Here is a 26,909-nt window from a genome sequence, read left to right on the forward strand (position 1 = left end):
CTTGATTTATGTTATAACACATAGTTAACAAAAAAATAAAATTAATCTTTTAAAACTAACAGTTTTTGCAGCTCTTCAAGTTCGTTTCTAAAAACTGTTGCACTTGTAAAATCTAAATCCTCGGCTGCTTTAAGCATTTTGGCCTTAGTATTTTTTATAGCTTGTTCTAACGCTGTTGCTGACATATACTTTATGACAGGATCAGCTGCGATTGAAGATTTATTTCCATTTTTATCATAATAACTTGTTTGATTAGAAGGTTTACCGGTCAATTGTATTTTTCCGATTTCCTTTTTAATTTGTGTCGGTGTAATATTATGCTTTTCATTATATTTTAATTGTTTCTCCATACGACGATCCGTTTCATCAATAGTCTTCTGCATAGATTTCGTAACCTTATCGGCATACATAATTACTTTTCCGTTTATATTACGAGCTGCACGACCTGCAGTTTGCGTAAGAGAGCGTTCTGAACGTAAAAAACCTTCTTTATCAGCATCTAAGATTGCAACTAAAGAAACTTCAGGCAAATCAAGACCTTCACGTAATAAATTAACTCCGATTAATACATCAAATAAACCTCTGCGTAAATCTTCCATTATTTGTACTCTTTCAACTGTATCAACATCTGAATGAATATATCTGCTTCTTACCCGTATTTTATCGAAATATTCTGCTAATTCTTCTGCCATACGCTTTGTTAAAGTTGTAACCAGAACACGTTCATTGATCTTAGCTCGCAGGTTGATTTCTGCAACTAAATCATCAATTTGATTTAAACTGGGACGTACATCAATTGACGGATCAATTAATCCTGTTGGTCTTATAACTTGCTCAACTACAACCCCTTCTGTTTTTTTATATTCATAATCTGAAGGGGTTGCACTCAAATATATTGTTTGCTTTTCAAAAGCTTCAAACTCTTCAAATTTTAAAGGTCTGTTATCCATTGCTGCGGGTAATCTGAAACCGTATTCAACTAAATTTTGTTTTCTTGACCGATCGCCGCCGTACATAGCATGAACTTGCGGTAAAGTAACATGGCTTTCGTCTATAACAACAATAAAATCTTCCGGAAAATAATCCAACAAACAAAACGGGCGACTTCCTTGTTTTCTTCCGTCAAAATATCGTGAATAATTCTCAATTCCCGAACAATAACCAAGTTCTTTAATCATTTCAACATCATAGGTTACACGATCTTCAATTCGTTTTGCTTCCAAATGTTTACCGACTTCTTTAAAATATTCAACTTGCTTACCCATATCCAAAACAATTTGATCAATCCCTTTATTTAACCTCTCTTTCGTTGTCATAAAAATACTTGCGGGGTATATTCTTATATAGTCTAATTTGTCAATTGTATGTCCGTCTATCGGATTAAAAGTAAGTATTTCATCAACTTCCTCTCCCCAAAAAGAAACACGAATTGCTGTATCACTATAAGCAGGAAAAATATCTACCGTATCTCCTGAAACTCTGAAATTACCTCTGTTGAATGCTAAATCATTCCTTGAATACAAGCTTGAAACTAAGTCGCGTAAAAACTTGTTCCTTACTAAGTTACTGCCTGTTTTTACTTCTATTAAATTTGAATAGAAATCCTCAGGGTTTCCGATACCGTAAAGGCATGAAACTGAAGAAACAACAATAACATCTCTCCTTCCGGTAAGCAAAGATGTTGTTGTGCTTAAACGTAACTTCTCAATTTCTTCATTTATTGATAAATCTTTTTCAATGTATGTATTTGAGGAAGGAAGATATGCTTCGGGTTGATAATAATCGTAATAAGAAACAAAATATTCAACCGCATTTTTCGGAAAAAAAGATTTAAACTCGCCGTATAGCTGGGCAGCAAGGGTTTTATTATGACTAAGCACTAATACAGGTCTGTTAAGTTGCTCAATTACATTCGCAATCGTAAAAGTTTTTCCTGAACCGGTTACACCCTGCAAAATTTGAAACTTCTCTCCTGCCCTTATTCCTTTAATAAGTTCTGAAATTGCTTGCGGTTGGTCGCCGGTTGGTTTATAATCTGATGTTAATTTGAAATTCACCTTTACCTTTTCAAAATAAAATAAACAGCCAAATGATCACTGTAACCGCCGTAATAGTTTTTGCCGCCGTATGTTTTATTAGGTGTTTTAAAATTTGCTTTTGCATTATAATACAATATCTTTTCATCTTTAAAGATTTGGCCTTCTTCGGCGTAAAAATCTTTTCCGTCATTTAAAGCCTGAGAAACTATTAAATTATCCAACATAAACCACTTGTAATTTCTTGAATTAGTCCCCTCTCCTCTCATGGACCTGTTATACAGAAGGTTATGTAACTCGTTTACTTTCGGGTTATTAGTGTTATTTGTTGCAAACAATGTTTTATTCAGGCTTTTGCTTTTAGGTTCATCATTAAAATCACCTATTATTATAATATTTGCATTTTTATTAATTGCAAGTATTTTATCGGTTTCAGACTTTAATATTCTTGCAGTTTCAACACGCTTAAATTCGGTTTCTTCTCTCCCTCCCCTTCTTGATTTCCAGTGATTAACAAATATATGAAAAATCTCATTGCTTTCTGCAAACTTTCCTTTTACATATAATATATTTCTTAATTTTGCCTCAGGTGCAGAAGGAATAATAACTTTTATTGATTTATGAGAAATATATTCAAATAAATCGCTTCTGTACATCAAGGCAACATCAATGCCTCTGGTATCAGGACTTTCCTCATGTACAACTTTATAATCTCCCGAAATAAGTTGTTTGTTTTTTGCCAAATCTTCAACAACTTGCTTGTTTTCAACTTCTGCTAAACCGATTATTGCAGGTAAATCGTTTCCTAAATTACTTAATACCCAAGACAAATCATCCAGTTTTTTGTAATAACGCTTGCTGCTCCAATGTTTTATTCCTTGCGGAGTAAATTCATCATCTTTCGTAAAAGGATCATTTATTGTGTCAAACAAATTTTCGACATTGTAAAAAGCTATTAAATATTTGTCATGACTTTTTACAGCATTTTCAGTGTTAAGATCTTTTACTTTGTTTTTTTTATTTCTTTTATCTGCTGCATTATTGCAAGAAAACAAAAGAAATACACCTGTGAGAATTATTATTATTTTTTTCATTTGTTTATATAATATTATTTTTGTTTTCGTTTTAATAATAAATTTAATAGTAATATGAAATATCTTTTAACACTAATCTTCGTATCTTGCTTATTAATAACGCTATACGGACAATATAGAGTTGCCCCTGACACTTATGTTATTAATTTTATTGATAAAGATACATCTTTTTATTCTGTAAATAAACCGAGTGATTTTTTATCAGAACGAGCAATTAAGCGAAGACAAAAGTATAATATTCCTGTTACATTACAAGATATGCCGGTAAATAAGAATTATATTAACAAAGTTAAAGAATTAGGTTTTGAAATATACGCAGTTTCAAAATGGATGAACTGTGTTATTGTTTATACAGAAAATGCAAATCTTTTAAAAAAGTTGAATTCTCTTGATTTCGTAACTAACTCTGAAAGAAAAAATGAAAAAAAGAAAAAAAATAAACAAAAGAAAAATAAATATATTGATATTGAGAGTATATCTGATAAGGAATCTGTATTAGACTACGGAAGCGGAACAAATCAAATTGAAATGCTGAATCTTCACAATCTTCATAATAAAGGTTATATGGGACAAGGTATTCAAATTGCTGTTTTAGATGCAGGATTTTATAGTGTTGATTCATTAGCCGGTTTTGACAGCGTAAGAGTAGCCGGACAAATTTTAGGCACAAAAGATTTTGTTGAAAGAGACGGTGATGTTTATGACGATGCAACACACGGTTTAAGCGTTCTTTCAACTATTGCTGCAAATTTACCGGGTAAATTAATCGGCTCTGCTCCTAAGGCAAATTACTGGTTACTAAGGTCGGAAGATGAACGATCTGAATACTTAGTTGAAGAGTATTATTGGCTGAGTGCTGCAGAGTATGCCGACAGCCTGGGAGTTGATATAATCCATTCTTCTTTGGGTTATAATGATTTTGATGATGAATCTACAAGTCATACATACGAAGATATGAACGGAGATATTGCTATTTCCTCTATTGCAGCTGATATTGCTTCCGCAAAAGGAATTTTAGTTGTAACAAGTGCGGGGAACGAAGGAAGTAATTCATGGAAGTATATTACTTCTCCTGCTGATGCTGACAGCGTTTTAACAGTGGGAGCTACAAAAAGTAACGGTAAAGTATCTAATTTCAGTTCAAGAGGGCCGAGTAGTGATAACCGTATTAAACCTGATGTTATGGCACAAGGTACTTTCGCATGGGTAATCGGCAGATATGGAGGTGTTTACCCCTCAAACGGAACGTCTTTTTCAGGTCCTATAATTGCCGGTGCAGTTGCGTGCTTATGGCAGGCTAATCCTGAATTCAGTAATATGGAGATAATTGATGCTTTACATAAATCTTCTGACAGATTTACAAATCCCGATGCTGATTACGGCTACGGAATACCGGATTTTAATAAAGCTGATTTATATTTGAAAAAACTGTCAAAAGCAAGGAGCAGAAAGTAATTTTTCTGTCCTATTTTTATAAATCGTAAACTATTTTTTTAATTTCTTGTGCCCACTGCACATGACTCATACTTTTGTTAAAAGTAGAGTGTGGTATAGGTTTGCCTATTTTTACTTTAATTGTTTTATTTTTCTTTTTTAACATTTCTCTCGGAAGCAGAAAAAATTCAATTTCTGATTTGATGAAGAATATCTTTCGCAATATGTATATAAAATAAAAAGTATTTGAATTTCTTCCGTAAAAATGTATAGGGACTACATCACGTTTACCGGAAATTGCTTTTGTTATAAATCCTTTCTGCCAGTGTTTATCTTGAACTTTCCCTTTGTAAATCCTTGAAACTTCTCCGTTGGGAAAATGAGTGATAGGTACATTTGACATATACGCCTTGTTAAGAGCAATTAAGCTTCCTCTCGGAGATTTATCTAAAACATTAACACCTATTGTTAAAGGATGTAAATTAGGAATTGCTTTAAACATTGCGTTTCCGACAAACTTCAACTCTCCGTATTTCTCCCCTATGAGTTTTGTTATTATTAATCCGTCAATAAACCCGAATGCATGATTTGCAGCAAAAAAACATCTTCCGTTTTCAGGTAAATTTTCAAGACCTTCAACATCAACTTTTACATTAAGATATGAAGCAATTTTCTTTAAAAAATCAATCCCGTGATAAGCGTGATATTTATCCATTATTCTGTTTAGCTCATCTTCTTTAATTATTTTTGCAATAAGCCTATAAACAAAATTCGGTAAATTTTTGTGTGCCTTAGAATGGCCATTTTTTAGAATTGACTTAATATCAATATGTTTCATTAATAGCTTGATGTTTATTCTGAAAAATTAACAGTTAACTTTAAAAGTCTCTTTAAAATAATATTTCTTTCTTTTACGGAAAAAATATTTAATATTTTAATACATAAAACACATATTTGTAATGTTTGTCTTTAAAAAAATTATAAGTTTCAGAACCTTCAACAGCAGCAAAGTTTTTAGCTAACTTGTGTAAAAATTTCGGTGCCAATTTTTCAACTAATTTTATTCTGTCAGGTGTTGCTGTTTTCAAAGCTTCAACAACATTCTCGGTAATATCCTCATGTTGTTCAATGATGAATCCTGCATCAACTATTTGTTTATGAAGTTCTTCAATCTCATTGCTTTCTCTGAAATCTGTAAAAGACAAGTATCCTCCTTTTTTTAATACTCTTTTTACTTCATTTAAAAACAAATCCATTTGTAAATATCTGTGTGAAGATTCTACATTTAATACAACGTCAAATTTGTCATTCTCAAACGGCAAAACTTGTGCATTTGCCTGAAAGAAAGTTTCATTTCCTTCTTTATAATATTTTTTGCAAAATTCTATTGCTTTGTTGTTTAAATCAACCCCTGTTACTTTTGCAGGTGAAAAATAACGATTTACATAGGACAGTCCGCCGCCTCTTCCGCAACCGACTTCAAGAATATTTTTGTTTTTTATTTCTACACCGGAAGCAACAAGGTGATATAATTGAGCAGAATATCTGTTAGGCTCATCTTCCTCTTTCAAATCAATTTTATTACTGTCTTTTGAATATCCGAAATTCATAAATATAACTTCGGCATTTTTATCAATTGTACTGATATACCAATACCAAATTTTAAAAAATAAACTTCTTAATTTCTCCTTCATTTAAATCTTTTTTAAAATATATATTACTGACAATACAAAAATGAAGTATTTTTTTGTAACACAAAATTTTATTTTTCTAATGTGTTCATATTTTTATTAAATCACAATAATTTAGTTCAAATTGTTACTTTTGTACAAAATGAAAGAGATTTTAAACATACTTATTAAAAATAAGGTATTTGTCATTCCTTATCTTATTTTCTGTTTAATTTCCGTATATTTTCTGCTAACTTATGATAAAACTGAAATACATATTTTTATTAATAAATATCATAACTTTTCCTTTGATTTCTTTTTTAAATATTGGACACATTTAGGACATGGTATTCTTGCCGTATTAATAACTCTAGTTTTTTTGTTTATTCGATATAAATGGGCTGTGATGTTTGCTGTTTCAAGTTTTATGACGGCAATAACGGTGCAATTTTTAAAACGAATTATTTTTGCTGACTGTTTCAGGCCTAAATTTGTCTTTCAATATTTTTATAAAGGGAATTATAATTTGCATTTTGTTAAAGGGGCTGACCCCGGAACTTTATTCTCCTTTCCGTCAGGACACTCAGCTTCTGCATTTGTTGTTTTCTTTTTATTATCAATAATTGTTAAAAATCAAATGTTAAAACTTATATTTTTTATAATTGCTTTATCAGCAACATTTTCAAGGGTCTATTTGTCTTGGCATTTTTTAGGAGATATATTTGCCGGCTCTTTAATAGGTTTTCTTATAACATTAATAGCATATTATTACATAAACAAATGTGATAAATCATGGTTAAGTCGGTCTTTACTGTCTAAAAAAATAAAATCTGATATATAACATCTTTTTAAATAAATTTGCTTTATTAAATTTGTATAAAAATTCAAACAATTAAGATATACAATATTATGTCAAAATTAGTTAAAAATGCTGCCGGCAGAATGGTTCCGACAGAAATCAACGGAGAAAAACAAGTTCCCTTTATGGGAGCAGGCAAATATAAACCCGAGGGCAAAAAATACGCACCAAAAATTTCAACAGTTGCTGATTTTCCAGAAAACGGAGATAAACGTGTTGCATCTTTAAAAGAAGCATTAATTAAAGCCGGTTTAAAAGACGGAATGACAATTTCCAATCATCATCATTTCAGAAACGGAGATTTAATTATGAACCAAGTTTTTGATATTGCAAAAGAACTTGGTATTAAGAATTTACGTTGGTTTCCTTCAGCATCTTTTCCTTGTCATGCACATATGATAAAATATCTTGAAGACGGAACAATAAACCGTATTGAAGGTAGTATGAACGGCCCGCTCGGCAAATTTACTTCCGAAGGAAAAATGAAAGGAACTGCAATATTACGTTCTCACGGCGGAAGATATCAAGCCGTGCAAGACGGAGAAGTAAAAATTGACATTGCAATAATTGCTGCCGGTACAGCTGATTCGTTCGGTAATGCTAACGGACTTACAGGTGATTCTGCAAGCGGTTTGCTCGGATTTGCCCTTGCCGATTCTCAATATGCAGATAAAGTAATTGTCGTTACTGATAATATGGTGCCTTTTCCGTGCATGCCGTGGCAAATTCAAGGAAATTATGTTGATTATACTGTTGAAATAGAAAAAGCCGGAGATCCGGATAAAATTATTTCCGGAACAACGCAAATAACAAAAAGTCCGGACAGACTTCTTTTAGCAGAAATGACTGCTAAATTTTGTGAAGCAACCGGAATTATTAAAGAAGGATTTTCTTTTCAAACCGGTGCAGGAGGAACTTCGCTTGCCGTAAGCAAATATTTCGGAGAAATAATGCAAAAGAAAAAGATTAAAGCAAGATTTGCAAGAGGCGGCAGTAACAAATATCTTGTAAACATGCTTGAAGAAGGTTTAATTGAATATATACTTGACGGGCAAACTTTTGATTTAGAAGGAGTTCGTTCAATGAGAGAAAATCAGAATCATACTTGGACAAGTCCGTTTACAAGTTACAACTATCACGGAAAAGGAAATTTTGCACAAATGGTGGATGTCGTAATTCTCGGTGCAACCGAAGTTGATGTTAATTTTAACGGCAATGTTGTTACACACTCCGATGGGTTATTAATGCACGGAATAGGAGGATGGCAAAATTGCCTGTTCAGTAAAACGGTTATACTTCCGTTACCGCTTTTCAGAAACAGAATTCCTGTTATTGTTGATGAAGTTACTACTCTTGTCGGTCCGGGCGAGCTTATTGACGTTATTGTAACCGAAAGGGGTATTGCAATTAATCCTTTGCGAAAAGATTTAATTGAAGCAAGTAAAAATTCAGGATTACCTATTAAAACAATACAAGAATTAAAAGACGAAGCAGAAAAAATATGCGGCAAACCTAAAAAACCTGAATTTACCGATGAAATTATCGCTGCAATTAAATGGGTTGACGGAACGGTAATAGATGTTGTGAGAAAACTAAAGTAGATTATACTTGACAAATCATTTTAAAGTACTATTTTACTATATTTTTTTTAAATTTAAACTTTCTCAATTTAATGGAATACAAAGAAATAGAATCAGAAAAAGAACTAAAAAAAATACTTAAAGAAGCAGGCGGAATAATAAACAAAACAGCATTCCAAAATGTTGATTTACAGAATTGTGAAGAGTCTGTATTAAAGTATTATTTCAGCAACTGTATATTCCTCGGTTGCAACATGAATGACGAAATAAAAGAACACATCGAAAAAGAAAATTTTATATTTCCTAAATTAGATGTTCCCTATAATGTTTATCCTAATTCATTATACACAAAAAATGATTTATACGGTGCATACATCACAGGAAAACCTGCAACATACGAAAATACCTTTGATAAACTTGTTTACAACCACTTTATTGAAACAGGAAAAGAAGCCGACAGCATAAAAGAAACACTTGCAAGGCGTTTACACGACCATTCAATATCCGATGCTCTGTATGACTTTCTGGATAAATACGATGAAAAAAAAGTTATTGCAATAATGGGTGGGCACAGTTTGCCCAGAAACACCGAAGATTATAAAAAAGTAGTAAACCTTTCTAAAAAACTTACCGAAAACGGTTATTTAATGACATCAGGCGGAGGTCCCGGTGCAATGGAAGCAACACATGTAGGAGCTTGGTTTGCCGGCAGAGCATTTGAGGAATTAGAAGATGCATTTTCAATATTAGACCAAGCACCGCTTTACAAAGATAAATTATGGATGGATACAGCCATGCAAGTTATTGATAAATACCCCGATATGAAAGAATACGAAAGTCTCGGAATACCAACTTGGCTTTACGGACACGAACCGCCCACCCCTTTTGCAACTAAAATTGCAAAATACTTTGCCAACAGTGTAAGAGAAGACGGCTTGCTTACTATTGCCAAAGGCGGAATTATTTTCTCGCCCGGAAGTGCAGGCACAATTCAAGAAGTGTTCCAGGAAATAACACAAAACCATTATCTGAGTTTCGGTTATGCCAGCCCGATGATATTTATGAATAAACAATTTTGGACTGAAGAAACTCCCGTTTACACTTACATCGAGGATTTAGTTTCAAGAGGAAAACTTAAAAATTTAATCTTATCTGTTTGTAACACAATTGACGAAATAAAAACTGAATTAGATAAGTTCTCATAGATTCATTAAAAATAATTCAAAAAAACTCCTGCAATTCGTATGTAAGAAAAATACTTAATGTAGATTATTGTTGTTTAATACTTTTTTATTTTACAACTTTGGTAAACTAATTTAAAAGTCATTTAAAATGAAGAATTTAACTTTTATTATTTTAATCAGTATTTCAATTAATACTTTTGCTCAAAAAACTTCTGAATTATATATGCCGAAAGAAATTAAAAGAGCATATGAAAACGGAACTCGCTCATATACAGGAGAAGCAGGGGAAAATTATTTTGTAAATAAAATTGATTATTCAATAAAAGCAGAATTTAACCCCAAAACTCGTTTGCTTAACGGTAAAGAAACAATAACTTATACAAATAACAGTTCCGACAGTTTAGAATATTTCTATTTCAATATTTACCAAGATATTTACAAGAAAGGAAATATGCGAGATTGGGACATAGGTACAGCAGATTTAACAGATGGTGTGCAAATAACAAAAATTGTATATCAAGGACAGGAAATAGATATAAATTCAAAAAATATCAGAAACAATTCTTCAATATTAAGAATAAAACTGCCAGTAAAATTAGCTCCCGGCAAAAAAGCAGACATTAAAATTAATTGGAATTTATTATTCCCGGGAACAGTAACAATAAGAATGGGAACATATAACAAAGACAACTTTTTTATAGCCTATTGGTTTCCGAAAGTTGCCGTTTATGATGATATTGAAGGGTGGAACACACACGGTCACTCAGGAAGCCAAGAGTTTTATAACGATTTCGGCAATTATGACATTGAAATTAAAGTTCCCGGAGATTATCAAATTTGGGCAACCGGAATTTTGCAAAACACAAAAGACTTATACACAGATAAATATATTAAGCGTATTGAGAAGTCAAAAACAACAGAGGGTGTTATTCATATTATTACTGAAAATGACAGGAAAAAAGCAAATATTCTGAAAAAAAGCAAATTTCATACTTGGAAATTCAAATCGGAACAAACACCTGATTTTGCTTTTGCAGTAAGTCGAACATATTTATGGGATGCAACAAGCACACAATCAGGCAACAAACGTATTTCTGTTAATGCGGTTTATAAACCCGACTCAAAAGATTTTCATGAAGTTGCTGAAATAAGTAAAAATTCCATTAACTTTTTTACAGAAGAAATTCCCGGTGTTCCCTACCCTTACCCTCAATTTACGGCATTTAACGGCGGAGGCGGTATGGAATTCCCCGGAATGATAAACGACGGAGATGCAAGAAACCGAAACGGAACCCTATATGTTACCGCACATGAAATAGGACACTCATATTTTCCGTTTTACACGGGTTTAAACGAACAAAAATACGCATGGATGGATGAAGGTTTAATTACATTTTTTCCGCAATTTATTCTTAAAAAATATACAAACGACAATGATTTTATCTTCTTTAAACGAAATATTAAATCATATAACCGTTACGCAGGAACATTCAATGATGTTCCCTTAATGATTCCTTCTGACAATGTAGGTCGTTATGCTTACAGGTTTCAAGCATATGCTCGTTCATCCGTTGCATTTTTTTTATTATATAAATATTTGGGTAAAGAAAAATTTACAAAAGGATTAAAATTATTTACGGAACGATGGAACGGAAAACATCCTGTTCCCTACGATTTTTTCTTTACTTTTAATGAAGTTGCCGAAGAAAATTTAGCTTGGTTTTGGAAACCTTGGTTTTTTGAAATCGGGTATGCAGACTTAAAAATAAAAGAAATATTAAATACAGAAAACAACGAAACTATCATAATTATTGAAAATAAAACAGGTTTTCCTGTTCCTGTTGACTTAACAGCCGAATACAAAAACGGAGAAACAAAACACATTAAATACAATATGAAAGTTTGGACAAAAGGAGAAAAAACGTATAAAGTAAATGTTCCGAAAAAAGGCTTGAAGAAACTTATTTTAAATACAGAAACAATTCCTGATGCTTATCCGGATGATAATATTAAAGAACTATTTTAAATTTTTACCTTTCTTAAAGTATCTTTTTTATGATAGTATTAAAGATATTAAGATTATCTTTAAGGATTAATTGCAAACAGTGAATAAAGATGGTAATAAAACAAACAATTGACACACCCTACATTAATTTATCTGTATCCGACTGTAAATTTGAAATAAAAGGAAAATCATATTATGTAGGAATCAATAAACTGTATGATAAGGTATTGAAATGGGTTAACGAAGAGGTTCCGGCATTGGAATGTAATCTTAAAATTGAATTTTATTTTTCAATTATAAGCAGTGCCTCGTTAAAAAATATAATTGAAATTATTAATCGCTTGGACTACTTCTACAAAAAAGGGAAAAAACTTTCAATACATTGGATATGTGATAAAGGCGATATTGATATTTTAGAAACAGCAAAAGATTTTTCAAACTATACTTTAATCCCTTTTAATATTTCAGAAAATTCTGATTTCGATAACGAATAAAAATACAATTATATAACTATCTTATAATAAGGCAATAACCAAAATACCATCACTATTTTTAGACATTTTTAACTGAAAACCTTAATAAAATGAAGCAAAAAATTTTCTTTTTTCTAACTACTGTCTTTTTTTCTTTATTAATGAACGCCCAACCTAATACAGAAGTTCAAAAATTACTTGCAAGTAACGGTTTAGCGTCAGATTATTTCGGGATTTGTGTATCTATATCCGGAAACTATGCAATTATTGGATCAAACTGGAAAGATACGTATGCAAATAACTCCGGAGTAGCTTATATTTTTTATAATAATTTAGGAACTTGGGAAGAAGTCGCAATATTAAGACCGTCTAATCCGATTGCAAACCAAAATTTCGGATTTTCTGTCAGTATTTCCGGAAACTATGCAGTTGTTGGTGCCTATGGTGACAAAGTAGGAACAATTTCATCCGGAGCTGCATATATTTTTGAAAAACCTGCCGGAGGATGGACAGATATGACAGAAACAGCAAGACTGACCCCGACAGACCTTACAGCAGGAAATAATTTTGGTTGGTCTGTTTCTGTTTCCGACACCAATATAGTTGTAGGACAATTCACAAACTGGTATAATACAGCATATCTTTATGAAAAGCCCGCCGGAGGATGGACGGATATGACAGAAACAGTAAGATTAACTCCTTCTGACGGAGAAACATTTGATGGATTTGCTTCATCAGTTTCTATATCAGGAAACAATGTTGTCGTTGGTTCTCGAAAAGATAAAATTAGTTCTGTAGCAACCGGCTCTGCATATCTTTTCACAAAACCTGTTTCGGGTTGGGCAAATATGACAGAAACTGCAAAGTTTACTGCTTCAGACGGGGCTGCTGATGATAGTTTTGGTATGTCTGTTAATATTTCTGATAATTATATAATTGTCGGTGCAAATACTGCTGATAATCCGGGAATAGATGCCGGTGCTGCATATTTATTCGAAAAACCAGTGTCCGGGTGGGAAAGTGCCACGGAAACTGCAAAATTTACCCCTTCCGATATTAATGCTGCTGATTATTTCGGCTATTCTGTCGGTGTTTCAGGTGATTATGTATTGGTAAGTTCTTTTGAAGATGATGATAACGGAAGTGCTTCCGGCTCTGTATATTTGTTTGTGAAACCTACTTCGGGATGGTCTGATATGAGTGAAACATTAAAATTAACAGCTTCTGACGGTGCTGCTTCTGACTACTTTGGCAAATCAGTATCTATATTTGGAGATAATGCAATTATAAGTTCTTATAATGATGATGATTTAGGAAGTAATTCGGGTTCGGTTTATCTTTTCTCCTCATTATTGCCGCATATTAGTACTCAGCCTGTTGATAATATAAATATTTGTCCTGCCTCCAATGTGTTTTTTTCCGTAAGCGGGTATAATACAGATACATATAAATGGCAATTAAGTGTCGACAACGGAAACAGCTTTAATGATATTCCGGAAGGAGGTATATATTCTAATACTGCGTCTGATAATTTACAGATTTCTAATGTATCAGTAAGTATGAATAACTACATATACAGATGTACACTTACGAATATTCACGGTTCGGTAAACTCAAAAAATGCCGTAATTATTTTGGATAATGAAAATCCTTTAATAACATCTATACACAATGGTATTACAACAAATGCCGATTTAAATTGCGAAGCATTTCTGGGAGATTATACAGGAGATATTATTGCAACAGATAATTGTGATACAGATTTAACTGTTACACAAAATCCGATTCCGGGAACAACTATTTCAGGAAATACAAATACTGTAACATTAACAGTAACAGATGATTTAGGAAATGCAGATTTTGTTACATTTAATGTTGATGTTATTGATGTTACCGACCCTTTTATAACATCTACACACAATGATATTACAACAAATGCCGATTTAAATTGCGAAGCATTTCTGGGAGATTATACAGGAGATATTATTGCAACAGATAATTGTGATACAGATTTAACTGTTACACAAAATCCGATTCCCGGAATAACTATTTCAGGAAATACAAATAACATAACATTAACAGTAACAGATGATTTAGGAAATGCAGATTTTGTTACATTTAATGTTGATGTTATTGATGTTACCGACCCTGAAATAATATGTATAGACAATCAGACAGTTAATGCTGATAATACAAACACATACTCAGTTTCGGGAACAGAATTTGACCCGCTTACAATTAATGATAATTGCAATATTGCAAGTGTCATTAATGATTTAAATAATATTGAAACACTTGATGGTGCTGTATTGCCTCAGGGTACAACAACTATAGTTTGGACAGTTATTGACGAAGCAAATAATTCAAATACTTGCATGTTTGATGTTTCAGTAAATTCCTATATCGGAGTTTCAATTTTATCAACACCGGAAATATCAATTTATCCCAATCCGTCAAAAGGGTTATTTACAATTAATACAGATGCTGACTATAAAGTCACTATAAGTAACATATCCGGTAAAACCATAAAAGAATATTTTGTTAATAATCACACTCTGAATATAAACTTAAAAGAGATAAAAAGCGGAATTTATTTTATTAACTTCAGAAATAACAGCACTGTTTTAACAGAAAAAATTATTATTAAATAGGTTTTGCTGAAAAGCTCACAGGTGCATTAGATTTCAAGTTTCTCGTTTGAAGTCGTATATAAATACTGCGAAATAAGAGAAATTTGAAAGATAGTGTGCCTGTGGGCAGCTAAAATATTTTACACAAGTGCAGGGAAATAGGGCGAATGAATTAAAAACCTTGCACTTGTATATGTAAATAATCTTATAAATGACTGAAAAATAAATATATTAGCGTTTTTCAGCAAGCCCTAAATAATATTCCGTAGGTTGCTTATATGAATATTTCCTAAACAATTATGTGATATTTTGATAAGCGACCTGTTTCTTTACTTATTATAATCAAAACCCTACACTAAATAATGTAATAATAAGATTAAGCGAATATAAGTTACTTAGTTATCCAACAGTAACTGTCTGTATATATAAACATTGCAAATAGTCGCTGTTTTTTACTTTGTTCTTTCTGTTTCAATGCAACCTTTTGAGGTTTTTCTGCGTATTATATTAAAATACTTATACTAACTCATTAATACTATGAAAGATTTATTTTTGCCTGAAACTAAATTTACCCCAAAAGTCAACTTATCTGTTGAAAATTGCACTTTTGAAATAATCGGTTCTTCTTATTCAGATAATATCTATGAAAAAGTTTATGAGAAAGTTATAAAGTGGGTAGAAGAAGAGATGCCCAAAATAGAATGCGATATGAACTGTGTATTCTCAATAAATATCTTAAACAGCATGTCGTATAAAAATATTATGCAAATTATGATACAGTTTGTTGAATACAGAAAAGCAGGAAAAAATATCTCAATTACTTGGTACTTTGAAGGCGATGATGAAGACAATGAAGAACTTGCAGAAGATTTATCAGGAATTTTTGACATACCTTTCACAATAAAATCTATATAATTCTAATCTTTAATGCACCTTACAGAAACACCTAATTCTTTATAAAGATTATATCTGTAAATATTGCTGTAGAAATAATAAACGTGATAAACAATACCGAATCCGTCATCTTTTTCAGTTGATGACCACCAATAACCTCCCGAACCTAAGTTGTAAAACTTACCTGTTGCATATCTTATACCTCCGGGTAATGCTTTAAAACCAAACGAGTCAAAAGCATCCATATTAGGCTTATCCCAATGCTTAAATCCTCTCTCTTTCAATCTGCCTCCGGCAATATCTTCACCTCCGAGGTAATCAATTAATTTTTGCCAATCATTATCATTAGGGACATGCCAACCTGCCGGAGCAATATGGCGTTTGTCATTTATAGCATACCAGTTATAAAGATTTCCGTATTGAGAAGAATATTTCGAATTATTATTATAATTACAATAAGCACCTTTCATGGTAGATTGCCACTCATTATTATTTTTAATATTAGGAATAGGGTCTCCGTTTCTGTAACTTTCAACTCTCAAATTTTCCAACATCCATACCTGCTCACCAATACTTATTGTTTTATATAAATTACCCTCAATATCTTTCATTATACCGAGTTTAAATTTACAATAACCGGAATCCTTTGAACTGTAACTGCTAAATATCAACAAACAAAAAAGAGAAGAAATTACGATAAACAAATCTTTAATTTTCATTTTATGTATTTTTTCTTTTTGAAAACACAAAAGTACATCTTTATTTTAAAACAACTAAGCTATAATCTGTATTTTTTTAGTGAAATATATAAAGTTTTGATAAAGTTATTATCATATTAAAAAAGCTCTCAAAATTGAGAGCTCCCCTGTACCCGGAGCCGGCATCGAACCGGCACGTCCATTACTGGACACGGGATTTTAAGTCCCGCGCGTCTACCAATTCCGCCATCCGGGCAACAAATCGGCAGTTTAAATAAACTTTGAGCGAGAAACGGGACTCGAACCCGCGACCCCGACCTTGGCAAGGTCGTGCTCTACCAACTGAGCTATTCTCGCAATGCGAGTGCAAATGTAAAACAAATTTTTCTCCTGCAAAACTTTTTTTAAAAAATAATCTCAATATTTTTTTTATCTTTGTACGCTGTAAAATTACAAAATTACCTTTAAAATTTACGGTAATTTAATTAAGATAAAATTTAAATTCAGAAAGAAATGTTTGACAATTTATCGGAAAGACTGGAACGTTCTTTTAAAATTATAAAAGGACAAGGAAAAATAACTGAAATTAATATTGCTGATGCATTAAAAGATGTAAGGCGTGCCTTACTTGATGCCGATGTAAGCTATAAAATAGCCAAAGATTTTACAAATAACGTAAAAGAAAAAGCAATAGGTTCTGATGTTCTTAAATCAGTTAAACCAAAACAACAAATCATCAAAATTGTTCATGATGAATTAGTTGAATTAATGGGTACGGAACACTCCGAAATTAATTTACAAAAAACATTTACGGTTATTCTTATTGCAGGACTTCAAGGTTCCGGGAAAACAACTTTTACGGCAAAACTTTCTAATTTTCTTAAAACTAAAAAAGGAAAAAATCCGCTTTTGGTAGCAGGTGACGTTTACAGACCTGCTGCAATTGAACAATTAAAGATTTTAAGTGAACAAGTAGGTGTTTCGGTTTATACCGAAGACGGAAATCAAAATCCGATTAAAATAGCAAAATCGGCAATTAGTTTTGCAAAGAAAAATGCACACGATGTTGTCATTATTGATACCGCAGGTCGTTTAGCTGTTGACAAAGCAATGATGAAAGAAATCAGCGAAATAAAAAAAGCTGTTAAACCCGATGAGATTCTTTTTGTTGTTGATGCAATGACCGGACAAGATGCCGTTAATACTGCAAAAGAATTTAACGATCAATTAAACTTTGACGGTGTTGTTCTTACAAAACTTGACGGTGATACAAGAGGCGGAGCTGCTCTTACAATTAGAAGCGTTGTTCAAAAGCCCATTAAATTTGTCGGTACGGGAGAAAAAATTGAAGAATTGGATGTCTTCTATCCTACTCGTATGGCTGACCGTATTCTCGGAATGGGTGATATTGTTTCTCTTGTTGAAAAAGCCGAAGAACAAATTGACCAAGAGGAAGCCAGAAGATTACAAAAAAGAATTGCCAAAAATCAATTCGATTTTAATGACTTCCTGAAACAATTAAATTCCATTAAAAAAATGGGTAATATTAAAGATTTAGTAGGTATGATTCCCGGAATGGGAAAAATGGTAAAAAATCTTGATATAGATAACGATGCATTCAAAGGTATTGAAGCAATAATACAATCAATGACACCAGAAGAGCGTGAAAACCCGAAAGTAATAAACGGAAGTCGCAGAAAACGTATTGCAAAAGGAAGCGGAACTAATCTTCAAGAAGTTAACCGCTTGATTAAACAGTTCGGAGATACAAAAAAAATGATGAAAATGGTGCAAGGAGGCGGAAATGTGAGAGGAGCAATCAAAAGTGCAAGAAAAAAACGAAGAAAATAAAATTATTAAAAATAGATTTCACGAAAGATTGCGAGTTTCAGGTTGCGGGTTAAAACTCGCAACATTTTTTTAAAACTATAAAAAATTAAAGTATAATGACTTCATACAAACTTCTTGACGGAAAAGAAACTTCAAAGCAAATAAAACAAGAAATAACCGAAGAAGTAAAACAAATAATTGAAGCAGGAGGAAAGCAGCCTCATTTGGCAGCAATACTTATAGGCAGCAACGGAGCCAGCGAAACCTACGTTGCACATAAAGTAAAAGCTTGCGAACAAATCGGCTTCAAATCAAGTTTATTCCGTTTCAATAATGATATTACGGAAAACGAATTAATCAATAAAATTCAGGAAATAAATAATAACAATGACATTGACGGATTAATCGTACAACTTCCTGTTCCTGAGCACATTTCAGAAGAAAAAATTATTGAAGCAATTGACCCTAAAAAAGATGTTGACGGTTTTCACCCTATTAATATCGGCAGAATGACAATAGGAATGCCTGCATACATTTCGGCAACACCGCAAGGTATTATTGAACTTATGCAAAGATATAATATTGAAACCTCAGGCAAACATTGTGTAGTTATAGGAAGAAGCAATATTGTAGGTAAACCTGTAAGTATTTTAATGTCGCAAAAAAGCAAAACCGGTAATGCAACGGTAACTTTATGTCACAGTCGAACTAAAAACCTTAAAGAAATTACAAAACAAGCCGATATTTTAATTGCGGCAATCGGTGTTATGGATTTTGTTACCGAAGATATGGTGAAAGAAGGTGCTGTTGTAATTGACGTAGGTATTCACAGAATAAAATCCGGCAAAACAAAATCAGGTTGGAAACTGAAAGGTGATGTTAAATTTGACGAAGTTGCTCCGAAATGTTCTTATATAACTCCCGTTCCGGGAGGCATAGGTCCTATGACAATTGTTTCTTTACTGAAAAACACATTGCTTTCGGCTAAAAAAGAGATTTTTTCATAAAAAGAAATACACACAAAGAATGCAAAGAGTATTTTATTTTTTTTATACTTTATTAAAAAAATGAAACGCTAACTCACTAAATCAGAAACATTGTCCTATTTAAAAAACATTAAAATAAAGTTTGATTCTGAAATTGAAAAGAAAACTTTTTACTTACATCTGATTTATTCAATTCTTGACGGTATTATTCTCGGAATTTTAGCCTTAAACGAATACGTTTTAATTAAAGGACTTAAAGGCTCTTCATATCAAATCGGTATGCTGTTTCAATTTACGGTTATCGTGCTTTTAGTTTCGGTTCCGTTGAATTTAATTTTAAAACGAACCGTAAAAAAAATCAGAATGTTGCGACTTGTTGCAATTTTTACACGTGCTCCTCTCCTTCTGTTATTATTTTTTCCGGAAACCGTAACAGAAAATACCGATATACTTTTTTATCAAATTGCATTTCTCATTATTTTCTTGATTTATTTTTCTGCAAATCCTTTAATAATGCCTGCGATTAACGGTTTTCTGAAAACGAATTATAAACACGGAAATTTCAGTAAACTATACGGATATTCTGCAACAGTTAATAAAATTGTTATGCTTGTTGCAACTTTTCTTTTCGGAATTCTTCTCGATAAGCATGCAAATGCTTACACTTATGTATATCCGTTTTTGGCATTGCTCGGAATAGTTTCAATATTTATTCTTACACAAATAAAATATTCACCGCCTGTTTCAAAAAAGCAAAAGATGAAAGAATCTTTAAAAGAAATTAAAGCGAATATTTTACATATTATTAAAACTAATAAACCGTTCAGAGATTTTGAAATAGGATTTATGTTTTACGGACTTGCATGGCTTGTTACTATTGCCGTTATTGCATTATTCTTAGAATATCAACTAAAACTAAACTACTCAGGAATAGCATTTTACAAGAACTTCTACACAACAGTTTCAATATTGCTGACTCCGCTTTTCGGAAAGTTATTAGGAAAAATTAACCCTCGAAAATTCGGTATTTACACTTTTTTATTTATGCTGATTTACATTTTGTTTATGGGGCTTACAGAATATTTTCCTTATTATACTGAGGTTTTAGGTGTTAAAATTTATTATTCTTTGCTTGTATCGTTTTTTGCCTACGGCATTTTTGGTGCTATGATGGGACTTTTGTGGTATATCGGTTCAGCTTATTTTGCAAAAGATGAAGATGCCGCAGAATATCAATCAATACATTTATCTTTAACCGGTTTCAGAGGTGCATTTGCTCCTTTGGTCGGTGTTTTATTTTTTGAACTAATCGGTTATTCGGGCGTTTTTGCAATCGGCATTATTTCCTTGTTGATTGCGATATTTGTTTTGCGATATTCGCTTAGGAAGTATAAATAAAAAAGCATTGGAATAGTCAATGCTTTTTTATTGGTTTAGGTTAATATATAAGTTAATACGGTAATAAGTGAAGTTCTTCTTCTCCTAAAATTTCAAGCCACATTTCTTTGTCTTTCAATTTTAATATCTTATATCTATCAACATCTTCGTCAAGAAAGTTTATAATAATGTCTTCTTTACTGTCTGAGAATACCCATTTCCCCTTTAATTTACTATTCTCCAAAAATTCATCATCTTTCGTGAATTCCCAAATTTCACCGGTATAATCATCTGTAATATCTGTACCGTCTTGTAAATCTTTTGCAAAATCAATTTGCCAAGTATTGGCTACTCTTGTTGTTTTTGTTTTTAAACTCATTGAAGGTCCAAATTCATACTTTTTGCATCCGACAAGACCAAAAATAAGAAAAGCCGAAGTTAAGATTGTGATTGTTTTAAATTTCATAATTTTTAATTTAAGTTATACATATATAAAACTTGCAATTAATATTATTTGCAGTTTTTTAATATTTTAATTTTATTAATCATTAGGGTGTAGAGAGTAGCTACCGTCACCGGTAAAATCGATCAAAATTAACGTAACTTTCCACGTTCCCGGTTTTCCTTCTTCTGATACTCCTGCATAAGTGTCAATGTCTGAACCTCCTGTTAAAGTTTGATTTAAAACTTCTTTTCCTTTTTTGTCGTTTAAAATCATTTGAACACTTCCTGTTCCTGTTTCTGCCGTAATGTCAAAATTTAAAGATGCTTTTGTTCCAGAATTTACCCAGGCAAAGGCATATGTTCCGGAATCTCCGATTCCTGTAAAATCTGCCGCAGGGTCGGTTCCACTTGAAGTCAAAAGAATATTACCCGTATAGGTATCTTCAATTACTTCGTTGTCTTCAAACTTGTTGTATTTACTACACGATGTCATTGTTATAGCAATCCAAAATGCTGCTGCCATTAAAATAATACTTAATTTTCTCATTTTTTTATATCTAATTTTTGCCTACTTCTGTTTTTATGGTCTTGTTCGGCATATTTCGACCGGTTATTTAAAATTTATATGAAAATGTTAAAGATAATGAGCCAAACTTATACTCGTTTAAATCATTTCCTGTTGTTTTTAATTCATTAATAAAAGTTTCCGTAAAAACATTTCCTTTATGTGTTTTGGTGTCATAATCTTGGTCTGTTGTATAAATTGAGTTTTCTGAAAACGGAAGAATATAATCTACTCCTATTTCTATATTATTGTTTAACTCAATTCCAGCACCGAATAATGCAAAAATATTTACAGATGTTGAATAGTCTAAATTAGCTTTATATTCGACTGTTGAGCCATTTGAACTTGAAATAAATGTTCCTGATGAATTATAAACCTCAGTTGTTAATGTTTCTTCTGTTTTAACCTTCCCATTTGTTATTATATTAAACCCTCCTCCTACTTTTATATAAACATCATTATCCGGCAAAATTATATATTTTACATACAAAGGTAAATTCAGAGAACCAATAGTTAAATTATTATTGGCATTCATTATTTCTCTGTCAACTTCGTCAAACATATGAATTGTGTTTATTTGAAAACTAGTGCTTAGGTAGTTTCCATTTATTCCAAGTTTTATTTTTTCTGAGATATTATATTCTGCAAATGCTCCGAAAGAATAACTAAGTCCGGATTTGCTTGATATGTGAAACATTTTTAAGCAATTGCAACTATCAACCAGAATATTTAACGTATTTGCAGAATTACCGGTATTTATTGTTGCCGCTCCAACTGAAATTTCACCTCCGTATGATAAATCTTGTGCGTTAACGAGATTTCCTGTTAAAAAAATCGCAAATATTATTATTAATTTTTTCATCATTTATATTTTAAAGGGTTTCAAATACAATTGTTCCGTTTGTAGTTGTTGAATTAACAAGGGCATCTTCAACAATATCATAAATTACAGTATTTTCAGATTCACTGATCACAATAATTCCATCTCCGTTTGGCGTTGCACTGTCAAAATCCGAAACAGAAAATGAGGTAAACCAATATGACGGGTTAAGTTCTATCCAACACATTGTATTTATTCCTGGTTCAAATGTATGAGAAGACAGTGTTGCCTCGAATACTTCGCCCGAATTGAAAAGGAATTTTATAGGGTGAGTTGTTCCTGCTCCATCGGTATAATATCCGTTAAGAATGATATTGTCGTTAACTCCGTTATCTTCAAGCTCTATTCCTGTGTATATATTTGTATAAATGCCGGGTGTAATTTCCGTTGTGATAATTTCGGGGGTAGCCGTGCCTGTAAATAAATCTATGTTAGTTATTGCGGAATGAGTAATTGATGTTGGCAACGCTGCACCTGTTAAAGTGCCATCCCAAACAATCTCTCTTACTACACAATTCCCGCTTGTCCAAGTAATAAATGGATGAGTATTGTTTGCTAATCGTACACTATATGTTAATGTTGATATTGAGCAACTCGTATCAAAAGGTATTGTTTCTAATTCTTCTTTTTTACAAGATGTCAGTATTATGCTTAAAATTATTATGACAAGTCCAAATAATTTAAATGTTTTCATTTTTCTATATTTAAGTTCTAAAAGGGAAGAAAATTAAGATTAATTCATAAAACTGTTTAGTAAAGCTGTTTGACAAGAGTGTTTAATGTTTTTTATTATAAACCACAGACAATTCAGTATTTTTTACAATTATAGCCTGCGGTTTAAAATGCTAAATATTAATGTGTAGTTTTTAATATTTTATTTAAAATATGCTTGTGTTGCATCGTCCAGTTTATCAGCTACAATATCAAATATACCGCTATTGTATGATTCGCTGACAATAATTACGCCTTCTACTCTTGTTGCATTATCAAGCTGTGCAGCAGTAATTGTTGAGAACCAAAATGCAGGGCTGAAATCAATTTCTGCAACCGGAGAATCTCCTTTTTTAAATGTATGTGAAGCTGCATTTGCTTCAAAAACTTCACCTGAATTAAACTCAAACCTTATCGGAGTTACAACACCATCGGCATTAGTGTAAGTGCCTTCTGTAATAACAGAGGGGGTGTCATTTTCATCAAATATTTCAATACCCAAATTAACAGATTTGTATTCTCCCATCGGAATTGTAACCAAAATTTCCGGAGTTGCATTACCTGTTATTAAATCGATTGTTGAAATTTGTTCGTGAGTAATTGAGACAGATTCTCCGTCAGTCATATCACCGTCAAAAACGATTTCACATATTGTAACGCTTCCCGATGTCCATTCTAAGCTATTTACGGCTTTCGTAACCGGAGTTGTTGTAGTTGTTCTCATTTTAAACGTAACATCAAGTCCTGCCTCTTTTTTACAACTTGTTATTGTTGTTATTACCACTCCTGCAATTAATATTATTGCAATTAATTTACTGTACTTTTTCATTGTTTAAAACTTTTAGTTAATAATCTAAGGTTTCTTTATTCATATGACGAAGTGAAAACTAAAAAGGTTGGAAAGAGTTTGTTCTTTTACAGTTTGTATCTGAAAACCAGATAAATGCCAATACTTGAGTTCTTGGTCTTATTAAATGTTTTTTTTATTTTTTTGTTTTCCGTAAAAATATTTTTCAAACCATATTCGGCATTTATACCGTAAGCTATAATCATTTTGTCGATTTCTTTCTCTTTACCTATTGCCGCCTTTATACCGTAATCATAGTTGCTGTATTCTTTTTTTACGGAAGCAATTTTATTATTAACATATTTTGTCATAGAAACTAACTGAGAAACATAGAATCCTGCTTTAACCATACTCTTAGGAGAGTTATTATAGTTGTTTTTTATAAAATTATGTTGATATAACAAGGTAAATTTTGAATATTTTAAATCAATTTCTTTATTGTAGTATTTACCTTCATAGTAGGTTTCGTATCGTTGCCTGGTTTCCGAATTTAGGTAAAGCTCTGAGTTTAAGGCGTTTGTTTGGGATAAATTGTAGTTAGCTGTAATGCCGTAGTTATGTGAAAATGTCGCACTTGTACTAATCAAGCTTGTGCTTACAAAACTGTTTCGAGTGTTGTTATTTAACAACCAAGTATTATTATATGAATAAGTAATACCAATTTCGAATCTGTTGTTTTTTTGGGAAACAGTATCACTGCTAAATACAGGTAATATTATACTGTTGATGTCAGGCAGTAATTTTTCATCTGTTGAATCTGAACTGATTATCTGAACATCTTTTATGGCAATGTGTTCTTTTGAAAGTTGCTTTATACTGCCTTCTTTTTGTATAACAGAAATATTAGTTTTTAATTGATTATTTAAAACTGTTTTATAAGAATCATTATTTTTAATAATATTGTTTTTATTATAATTTACTTCAAAATCATTCGAGAATTGTTCCGAATTGCTTGATTCATCAATATTTTGTTTAATATCTTCTTTTTTATCGGCATTTATTATTTCAATATTCTCATTGTTTATCGTTTTGTTGTTAAGATTACCGGATGAAAGCTGATTTTCAATAATTTCGTTCCTTTCGACAGTCGAAATATTTTCGATTTGTAAGTCAGATAAAAAAACATATCCTATTGAGCCAAGTAATAATAAAAGCAAAAATAAAGCTGCAATGCGAGACCATTTATAAATTGCAGTCCTTATCTCTAAGAATCGTTTAATCTTTTTCCAAGTTGTGTAAATATATAATTGTCGGTTAACTCCGTCCCAGATATGTTTTGGGGCAATATTATTTGATTTGTAAAAACTTTCTTTTATTTGTTTGTCTAAATTTATGATATTATCCGGCGTTTCAATATTTTTAGAGATATTGTTCCATAAACCGAAGGGAGCAGAAGTATGTAACTTATCAAAACTTTCTTTTATCTTATTATCTATATGCTTTTTATTAATCATTTAATTTATTTAAAGATTCTTGCAATAAAAATCTTGCACGATTTAGTTGGGACTTAGAAGTTCCGACAGAAATATTTAGCTGTTTAGCTATTTCTTGATGTTTAAACCCCTCTATTGCATATAACTTAAGAACCATTGCTGCTTTTTTCGGTAAATCATTTACCAATTTTACCAATTGCTTTGCATTTATAATTTCTAATATATTGTCTACTGAGTGATCTATATAATTTTCATAAACACTTAGGTTTTCTTTAATTCTCTTCTTTTTACGATAATGTTCGAGGGCAGTATTAATAACAATTCTGCGTAACCATGCTTCAAAAGGTCCCTTGAACTTAAATTTATGAAGATTCTTAAACATTTTTATGAAACTGTCTTGCAATATATCTGCCGCTTCATCGTTGTTATCAGAATACGTTAAACACACGGTAAACATTTTATCTGCATATTTGAGATATAACATTTCCTGATATTGGCGCTTATCATTTATCGAATATTCTATCAGTTCTTTTTCTGAAATATCTTCTATGTTCATGCCTGCAATTAATATTTAAAAACAGCTTCTGTTGATTCATCTATGCGATCAACTATTAAATCAAACATTGAATCATTTACACTTTCATTGATTAAGATTGTCATAACCCCGTCTACTTCAACCAAAACCGCATTGTTAAAAAGTGTTTCAGATATAATCTGAAACCAGTGGATAGGATCTAATTTAATTTCTGTACTTACAGGTCTGTCTTCATTTAATATTATTTGGCTATTTCTTGTGTAGTCCTCAGCCGTTATACTAAAATATTCTGATGATTTGAATTCAAATATTATAGGGGTTTCGGCATTTTCAGAATTAGTGTAAATACCGTTAACAACAATGTTATTGTCTCCTAAATCATCAAAGGTTTCAAAGGAAATGTCTATTCTGTTGTAAACTCCTTGCGGTATATCAAAATCAAGTTCAGGAATAATGTTTTCAGGAGAAAAGGGAATACTTAAACCTCCGGGAAAAGACTTTGAAAAGTAGACATCATCCCCTTGTTCTCTTTCACCTTCAAAATCAAAAGCAGCCAAGATAATTGTTCCGCCTGTGAATATAAGGTTTCCGTCAGCACTTTTATTTCTGTTAATATCATAAGTAAAACCCACATCAGTAGGCAATTTTAAATCTTTTTTACATGATGTTATGCTTGAAATAAGAACTCCTAATATCAGTATTAATATATTTTTGTTCATCGTATTTAAATATTATACTTATATG

24 protein-coding genes and 2 tRNA genes are annotated in these 26,909 nt (G+C 31.8%); 11 read left to right on the forward strand and 15 right to left on the reverse strand.

Annotated features, from left to right (window positions below; genetic code table 11):
* Positions 1-41: 41 nt before the first annotated feature.
* Together uvrB and L3J35_03750 are read right to left on the reverse strand one after the other, a co-directional pair.
* Positions 42-2,057 carry an excinuclease ABC subunit UvrB gene (gene uvrB, locus L3J35_03745; GenBank protein ID MCF6365296.1) on the reverse strand — a complete coding sequence of 672 codons (2,016 nt, stop codon included), beginning with the start codon at positions 2,055-2,057 and terminating at the stop codon, positions 42-44.
* A 2-nt stretch (positions 2,058-2,059) separates the two neighbouring features.
* A complete protein-coding gene (locus L3J35_03750; protein ID MCF6365297.1) occupies positions 2,060-3,130 on the reverse strand; it encodes a hypothetical protein in 1,071 nt (356 codons plus the stop codon).
* Between the two features lie 54 nt (positions 3,131-3,184).
* Between L3J35_03750 and L3J35_03755 the strand changes: the two genes are divergently transcribed.
* Positions 3,185-4,585 (forward strand): S8 family serine peptidase, encoded by a 1,401-nt coding sequence (locus L3J35_03755; GenBank protein MCF6365298.1) that lies wholly within the window; start codon positions 3,185-3,187, stop codon positions 4,583-4,585.
* Between the two features lie 16 nt (positions 4,586-4,601).
* On the opposite strand, the gene L3J35_03760 is transcribed toward L3J35_03755, so the two are convergent.
* Together L3J35_03760 and L3J35_03765 are read right to left on the reverse strand one after the other, a co-directional pair.
* Complete coding sequence (locus tag L3J35_03760; protein ID MCF6365299.1) at positions 4,602-5,402, reverse strand: glycerol acyltransferase; 801 nt, start codon at positions 5,400-5,402, stop codon at positions 4,602-4,604.
* A gap of 88 nt (positions 5,403-5,490) precedes the next feature.
* Positions 5,491-6,258, reverse strand: coding sequence for a class I SAM-dependent methyltransferase (locus tag L3J35_03765; GenBank protein ID MCF6365300.1), 768 nt, complete (start codon positions 6,256-6,258; stop codon positions 5,491-5,493).
* 139 nt (positions 6,259-6,397) lie between these two features.
* On the opposite strand from L3J35_03765, the gene L3J35_03770 reads away from it, so the two are divergent.
* From L3J35_03770 to L3J35_03800, 7 genes are all read left to right on the forward strand, one after another.
* Positions 6,398-7,075, forward strand: coding sequence for a phosphatase PAP2 family protein (locus L3J35_03770; protein ID MCF6365301.1), 678 nt, complete (start codon positions 6,398-6,400; stop codon positions 7,073-7,075).
* A gap of 68 nt (positions 7,076-7,143) precedes the next feature.
* Entirely contained in the window at positions 7,144-8,694 is a 1,551-nt protein-coding gene (gene citF, locus L3J35_03775) for a citrate lyase subunit alpha (GenBank protein ID MCF6365302.1), read from the forward strand.
* Between the two features lie 71 nt (positions 8,695-8,765).
* Entirely contained in the window at positions 8,766-9,878 is a 1,113-nt protein-coding gene (locus L3J35_03780; GenBank protein MCF6365303.1) for an LOG family protein, read from the forward strand.
* Between the two features lie 127 nt (positions 9,879-10,005).
* Complete coding sequence (locus L3J35_03785; GenBank protein MCF6365304.1) at positions 10,006-11,883, forward strand: M1 family metallopeptidase; 1,878 nt, start codon at positions 10,006-10,008, stop codon at positions 11,881-11,883.
* An 89-nt stretch (positions 11,884-11,972) separates the two neighbouring features.
* Positions 11,973-12,356 (forward strand): DUF1987 domain-containing protein, encoded by a 384-nt coding sequence (locus L3J35_03790; protein MCF6365305.1) that lies wholly within the window; start codon positions 11,973-11,975, stop codon positions 12,354-12,356.
* A gap of 89 nt (positions 12,357-12,445) precedes the next feature.
* Positions 12,446-14,986 carry a T9SS type A sorting domain-containing protein gene (locus tag L3J35_03795; GenBank protein ID MCF6365306.1) on the forward strand — a complete coding sequence of 847 codons (2,541 nt, stop codon included), beginning with the start codon at positions 12,446-12,448 and terminating at the stop codon, positions 14,984-14,986.
* A 516-nt stretch (positions 14,987-15,502) separates the two neighbouring features.
* Positions 15,503-15,880 (forward strand): DUF1987 domain-containing protein, encoded by a 378-nt coding sequence (locus tag L3J35_03800; protein ID MCF6365307.1) that lies wholly within the window; start codon positions 15,503-15,505, stop codon positions 15,878-15,880.
* Between the two features lie 2 nt (positions 15,881-15,882).
* Here the strand turns inward: L3J35_03800 and L3J35_03805 are convergent, their stop codons facing one another.
* The 3 genes from L3J35_03805 to L3J35_03815 form a co-directional block, all read right to left on the reverse strand.
* Entirely contained in the window at positions 15,883-16,578 is a 696-nt protein-coding gene (locus L3J35_03805) for a fibrobacter succinogenes major paralogous domain-containing protein (GenBank protein MCF6365308.1), read from the reverse strand.
* A 149-nt stretch (positions 16,579-16,727) separates the two neighbouring features.
* Positions 16,728-16,813, reverse strand: a tRNA-Leu gene (locus L3J35_03810).
* Between the two features lie 28 nt (positions 16,814-16,841).
* A tRNA-Gly gene (locus L3J35_03815) sits at positions 16,842-16,914 on the reverse strand.
* 156 nt (positions 16,915-17,070) lie between these two features.
* Between L3J35_03815 and ffh the strand changes: the two genes are divergently transcribed.
* The 3 genes from ffh to L3J35_03830 all read left to right on the forward strand — a co-directional run bounded on the left by ffh (position 17,071) and on the right by L3J35_03830 (position 20,771).
* On the forward strand, positions 17,071-18,408 hold the full coding sequence (gene ffh, locus L3J35_03820; GenBank protein ID MCF6365309.1) for a signal recognition particle protein: 1,338 nt from the start codon (positions 17,071-17,073) through the stop codon (positions 18,406-18,408).
* Between the two features lie 95 nt (positions 18,409-18,503).
* Complete coding sequence (gene folD, locus L3J35_03825; GenBank protein MCF6365310.1) at positions 18,504-19,394, forward strand: bifunctional methylenetetrahydrofolate dehydrogenase/methenyltetrahydrofolate cyclohydrolase FolD; 891 nt, start codon at positions 18,504-18,506, stop codon at positions 19,392-19,394.
* Positions 19,395-19,484: 90 nt separating this feature from the next.
* Positions 19,485-20,771: an MFS transporter gene (locus L3J35_03830; protein ID MCF6365311.1), complete on the forward strand. Its 1,287-nt coding sequence runs from the start codon at positions 19,485-19,487 to the stop codon at positions 20,769-20,771.
* Positions 20,772-20,823: 52 nt separating this feature from the next.
* Here L3J35_03830 and L3J35_03835 read toward each other — a convergent pair whose 3' ends face one another.
* From L3J35_03835 to L3J35_03870, 8 genes are all read right to left on the reverse strand, one after another.
* A complete protein-coding gene (locus tag L3J35_03835) occupies positions 20,824-21,216 on the reverse strand; it encodes a hypothetical protein (protein MCF6365312.1) in 393 nt (130 codons plus the stop codon).
* 75 nt (positions 21,217-21,291) lie between these two features.
* Positions 21,292-21,741 carry a hypothetical protein gene (locus L3J35_03840; GenBank protein ID MCF6365313.1) on the reverse strand — a complete coding sequence of 150 codons (450 nt, stop codon included), beginning with the start codon at positions 21,739-21,741 and terminating at the stop codon, positions 21,292-21,294.
* Positions 21,742-21,808: 67 nt separating this feature from the next.
* The gene (locus L3J35_03845) at positions 21,809-22,624 is read right to left on the reverse strand and encodes a PorT family protein (GenBank protein MCF6365314.1); all 816 of its coding nucleotides are present in this window, start codon (positions 22,622-22,624) and stop codon (positions 21,809-21,811) included.
* Between the two features lie 7 nt (positions 22,625-22,631).
* A complete protein-coding gene (locus L3J35_03850; GenBank protein MCF6365315.1) occupies positions 22,632-23,333 on the reverse strand; it encodes a hypothetical protein in 702 nt (233 codons plus the stop codon).
* Between the two features lie 180 nt (positions 23,334-23,513).
* Positions 23,514-24,179, reverse strand: coding sequence for a hypothetical protein (locus tag L3J35_03855; GenBank protein ID MCF6365316.1), 666 nt, complete (start codon positions 24,177-24,179; stop codon positions 23,514-23,516).
* 86 nt (positions 24,180-24,265) lie between these two features.
* A complete protein-coding gene (locus tag L3J35_03860) occupies positions 24,266-25,651 on the reverse strand; it encodes a hypothetical protein (GenBank protein ID MCF6365317.1) in 1,386 nt (461 codons plus the stop codon).
* The gene (locus L3J35_03865; protein ID MCF6365318.1) at positions 25,644-26,186 is read right to left on the reverse strand and encodes a sigma-70 family RNA polymerase sigma factor; all 543 of its coding nucleotides are present in this window, start codon (positions 26,184-26,186) and stop codon (positions 25,644-25,646) included. Before L3J35_03865 ends, L3J35_03860 begins: the two co-directional genes overlap by 8 nt.
* Before the next feature lie 8 nt (positions 26,187-26,194).
* Positions 26,195-26,884 carry a hypothetical protein gene (locus L3J35_03870; protein ID MCF6365319.1) on the reverse strand — a complete coding sequence of 230 codons (690 nt, stop codon included), beginning with the start codon at positions 26,882-26,884 and terminating at the stop codon, positions 26,195-26,197.
* Positions 26,885-26,909: the final 25 nt, after the last annotated feature.

The sequence above is a fragment of the Bacteroidales bacterium genome, from assembly GCA_021648725.1.
GTDB lineage: Bacteria > Bacteroidota > Bacteroidia > Bacteroidales > JAADGE01 > JAADGE01.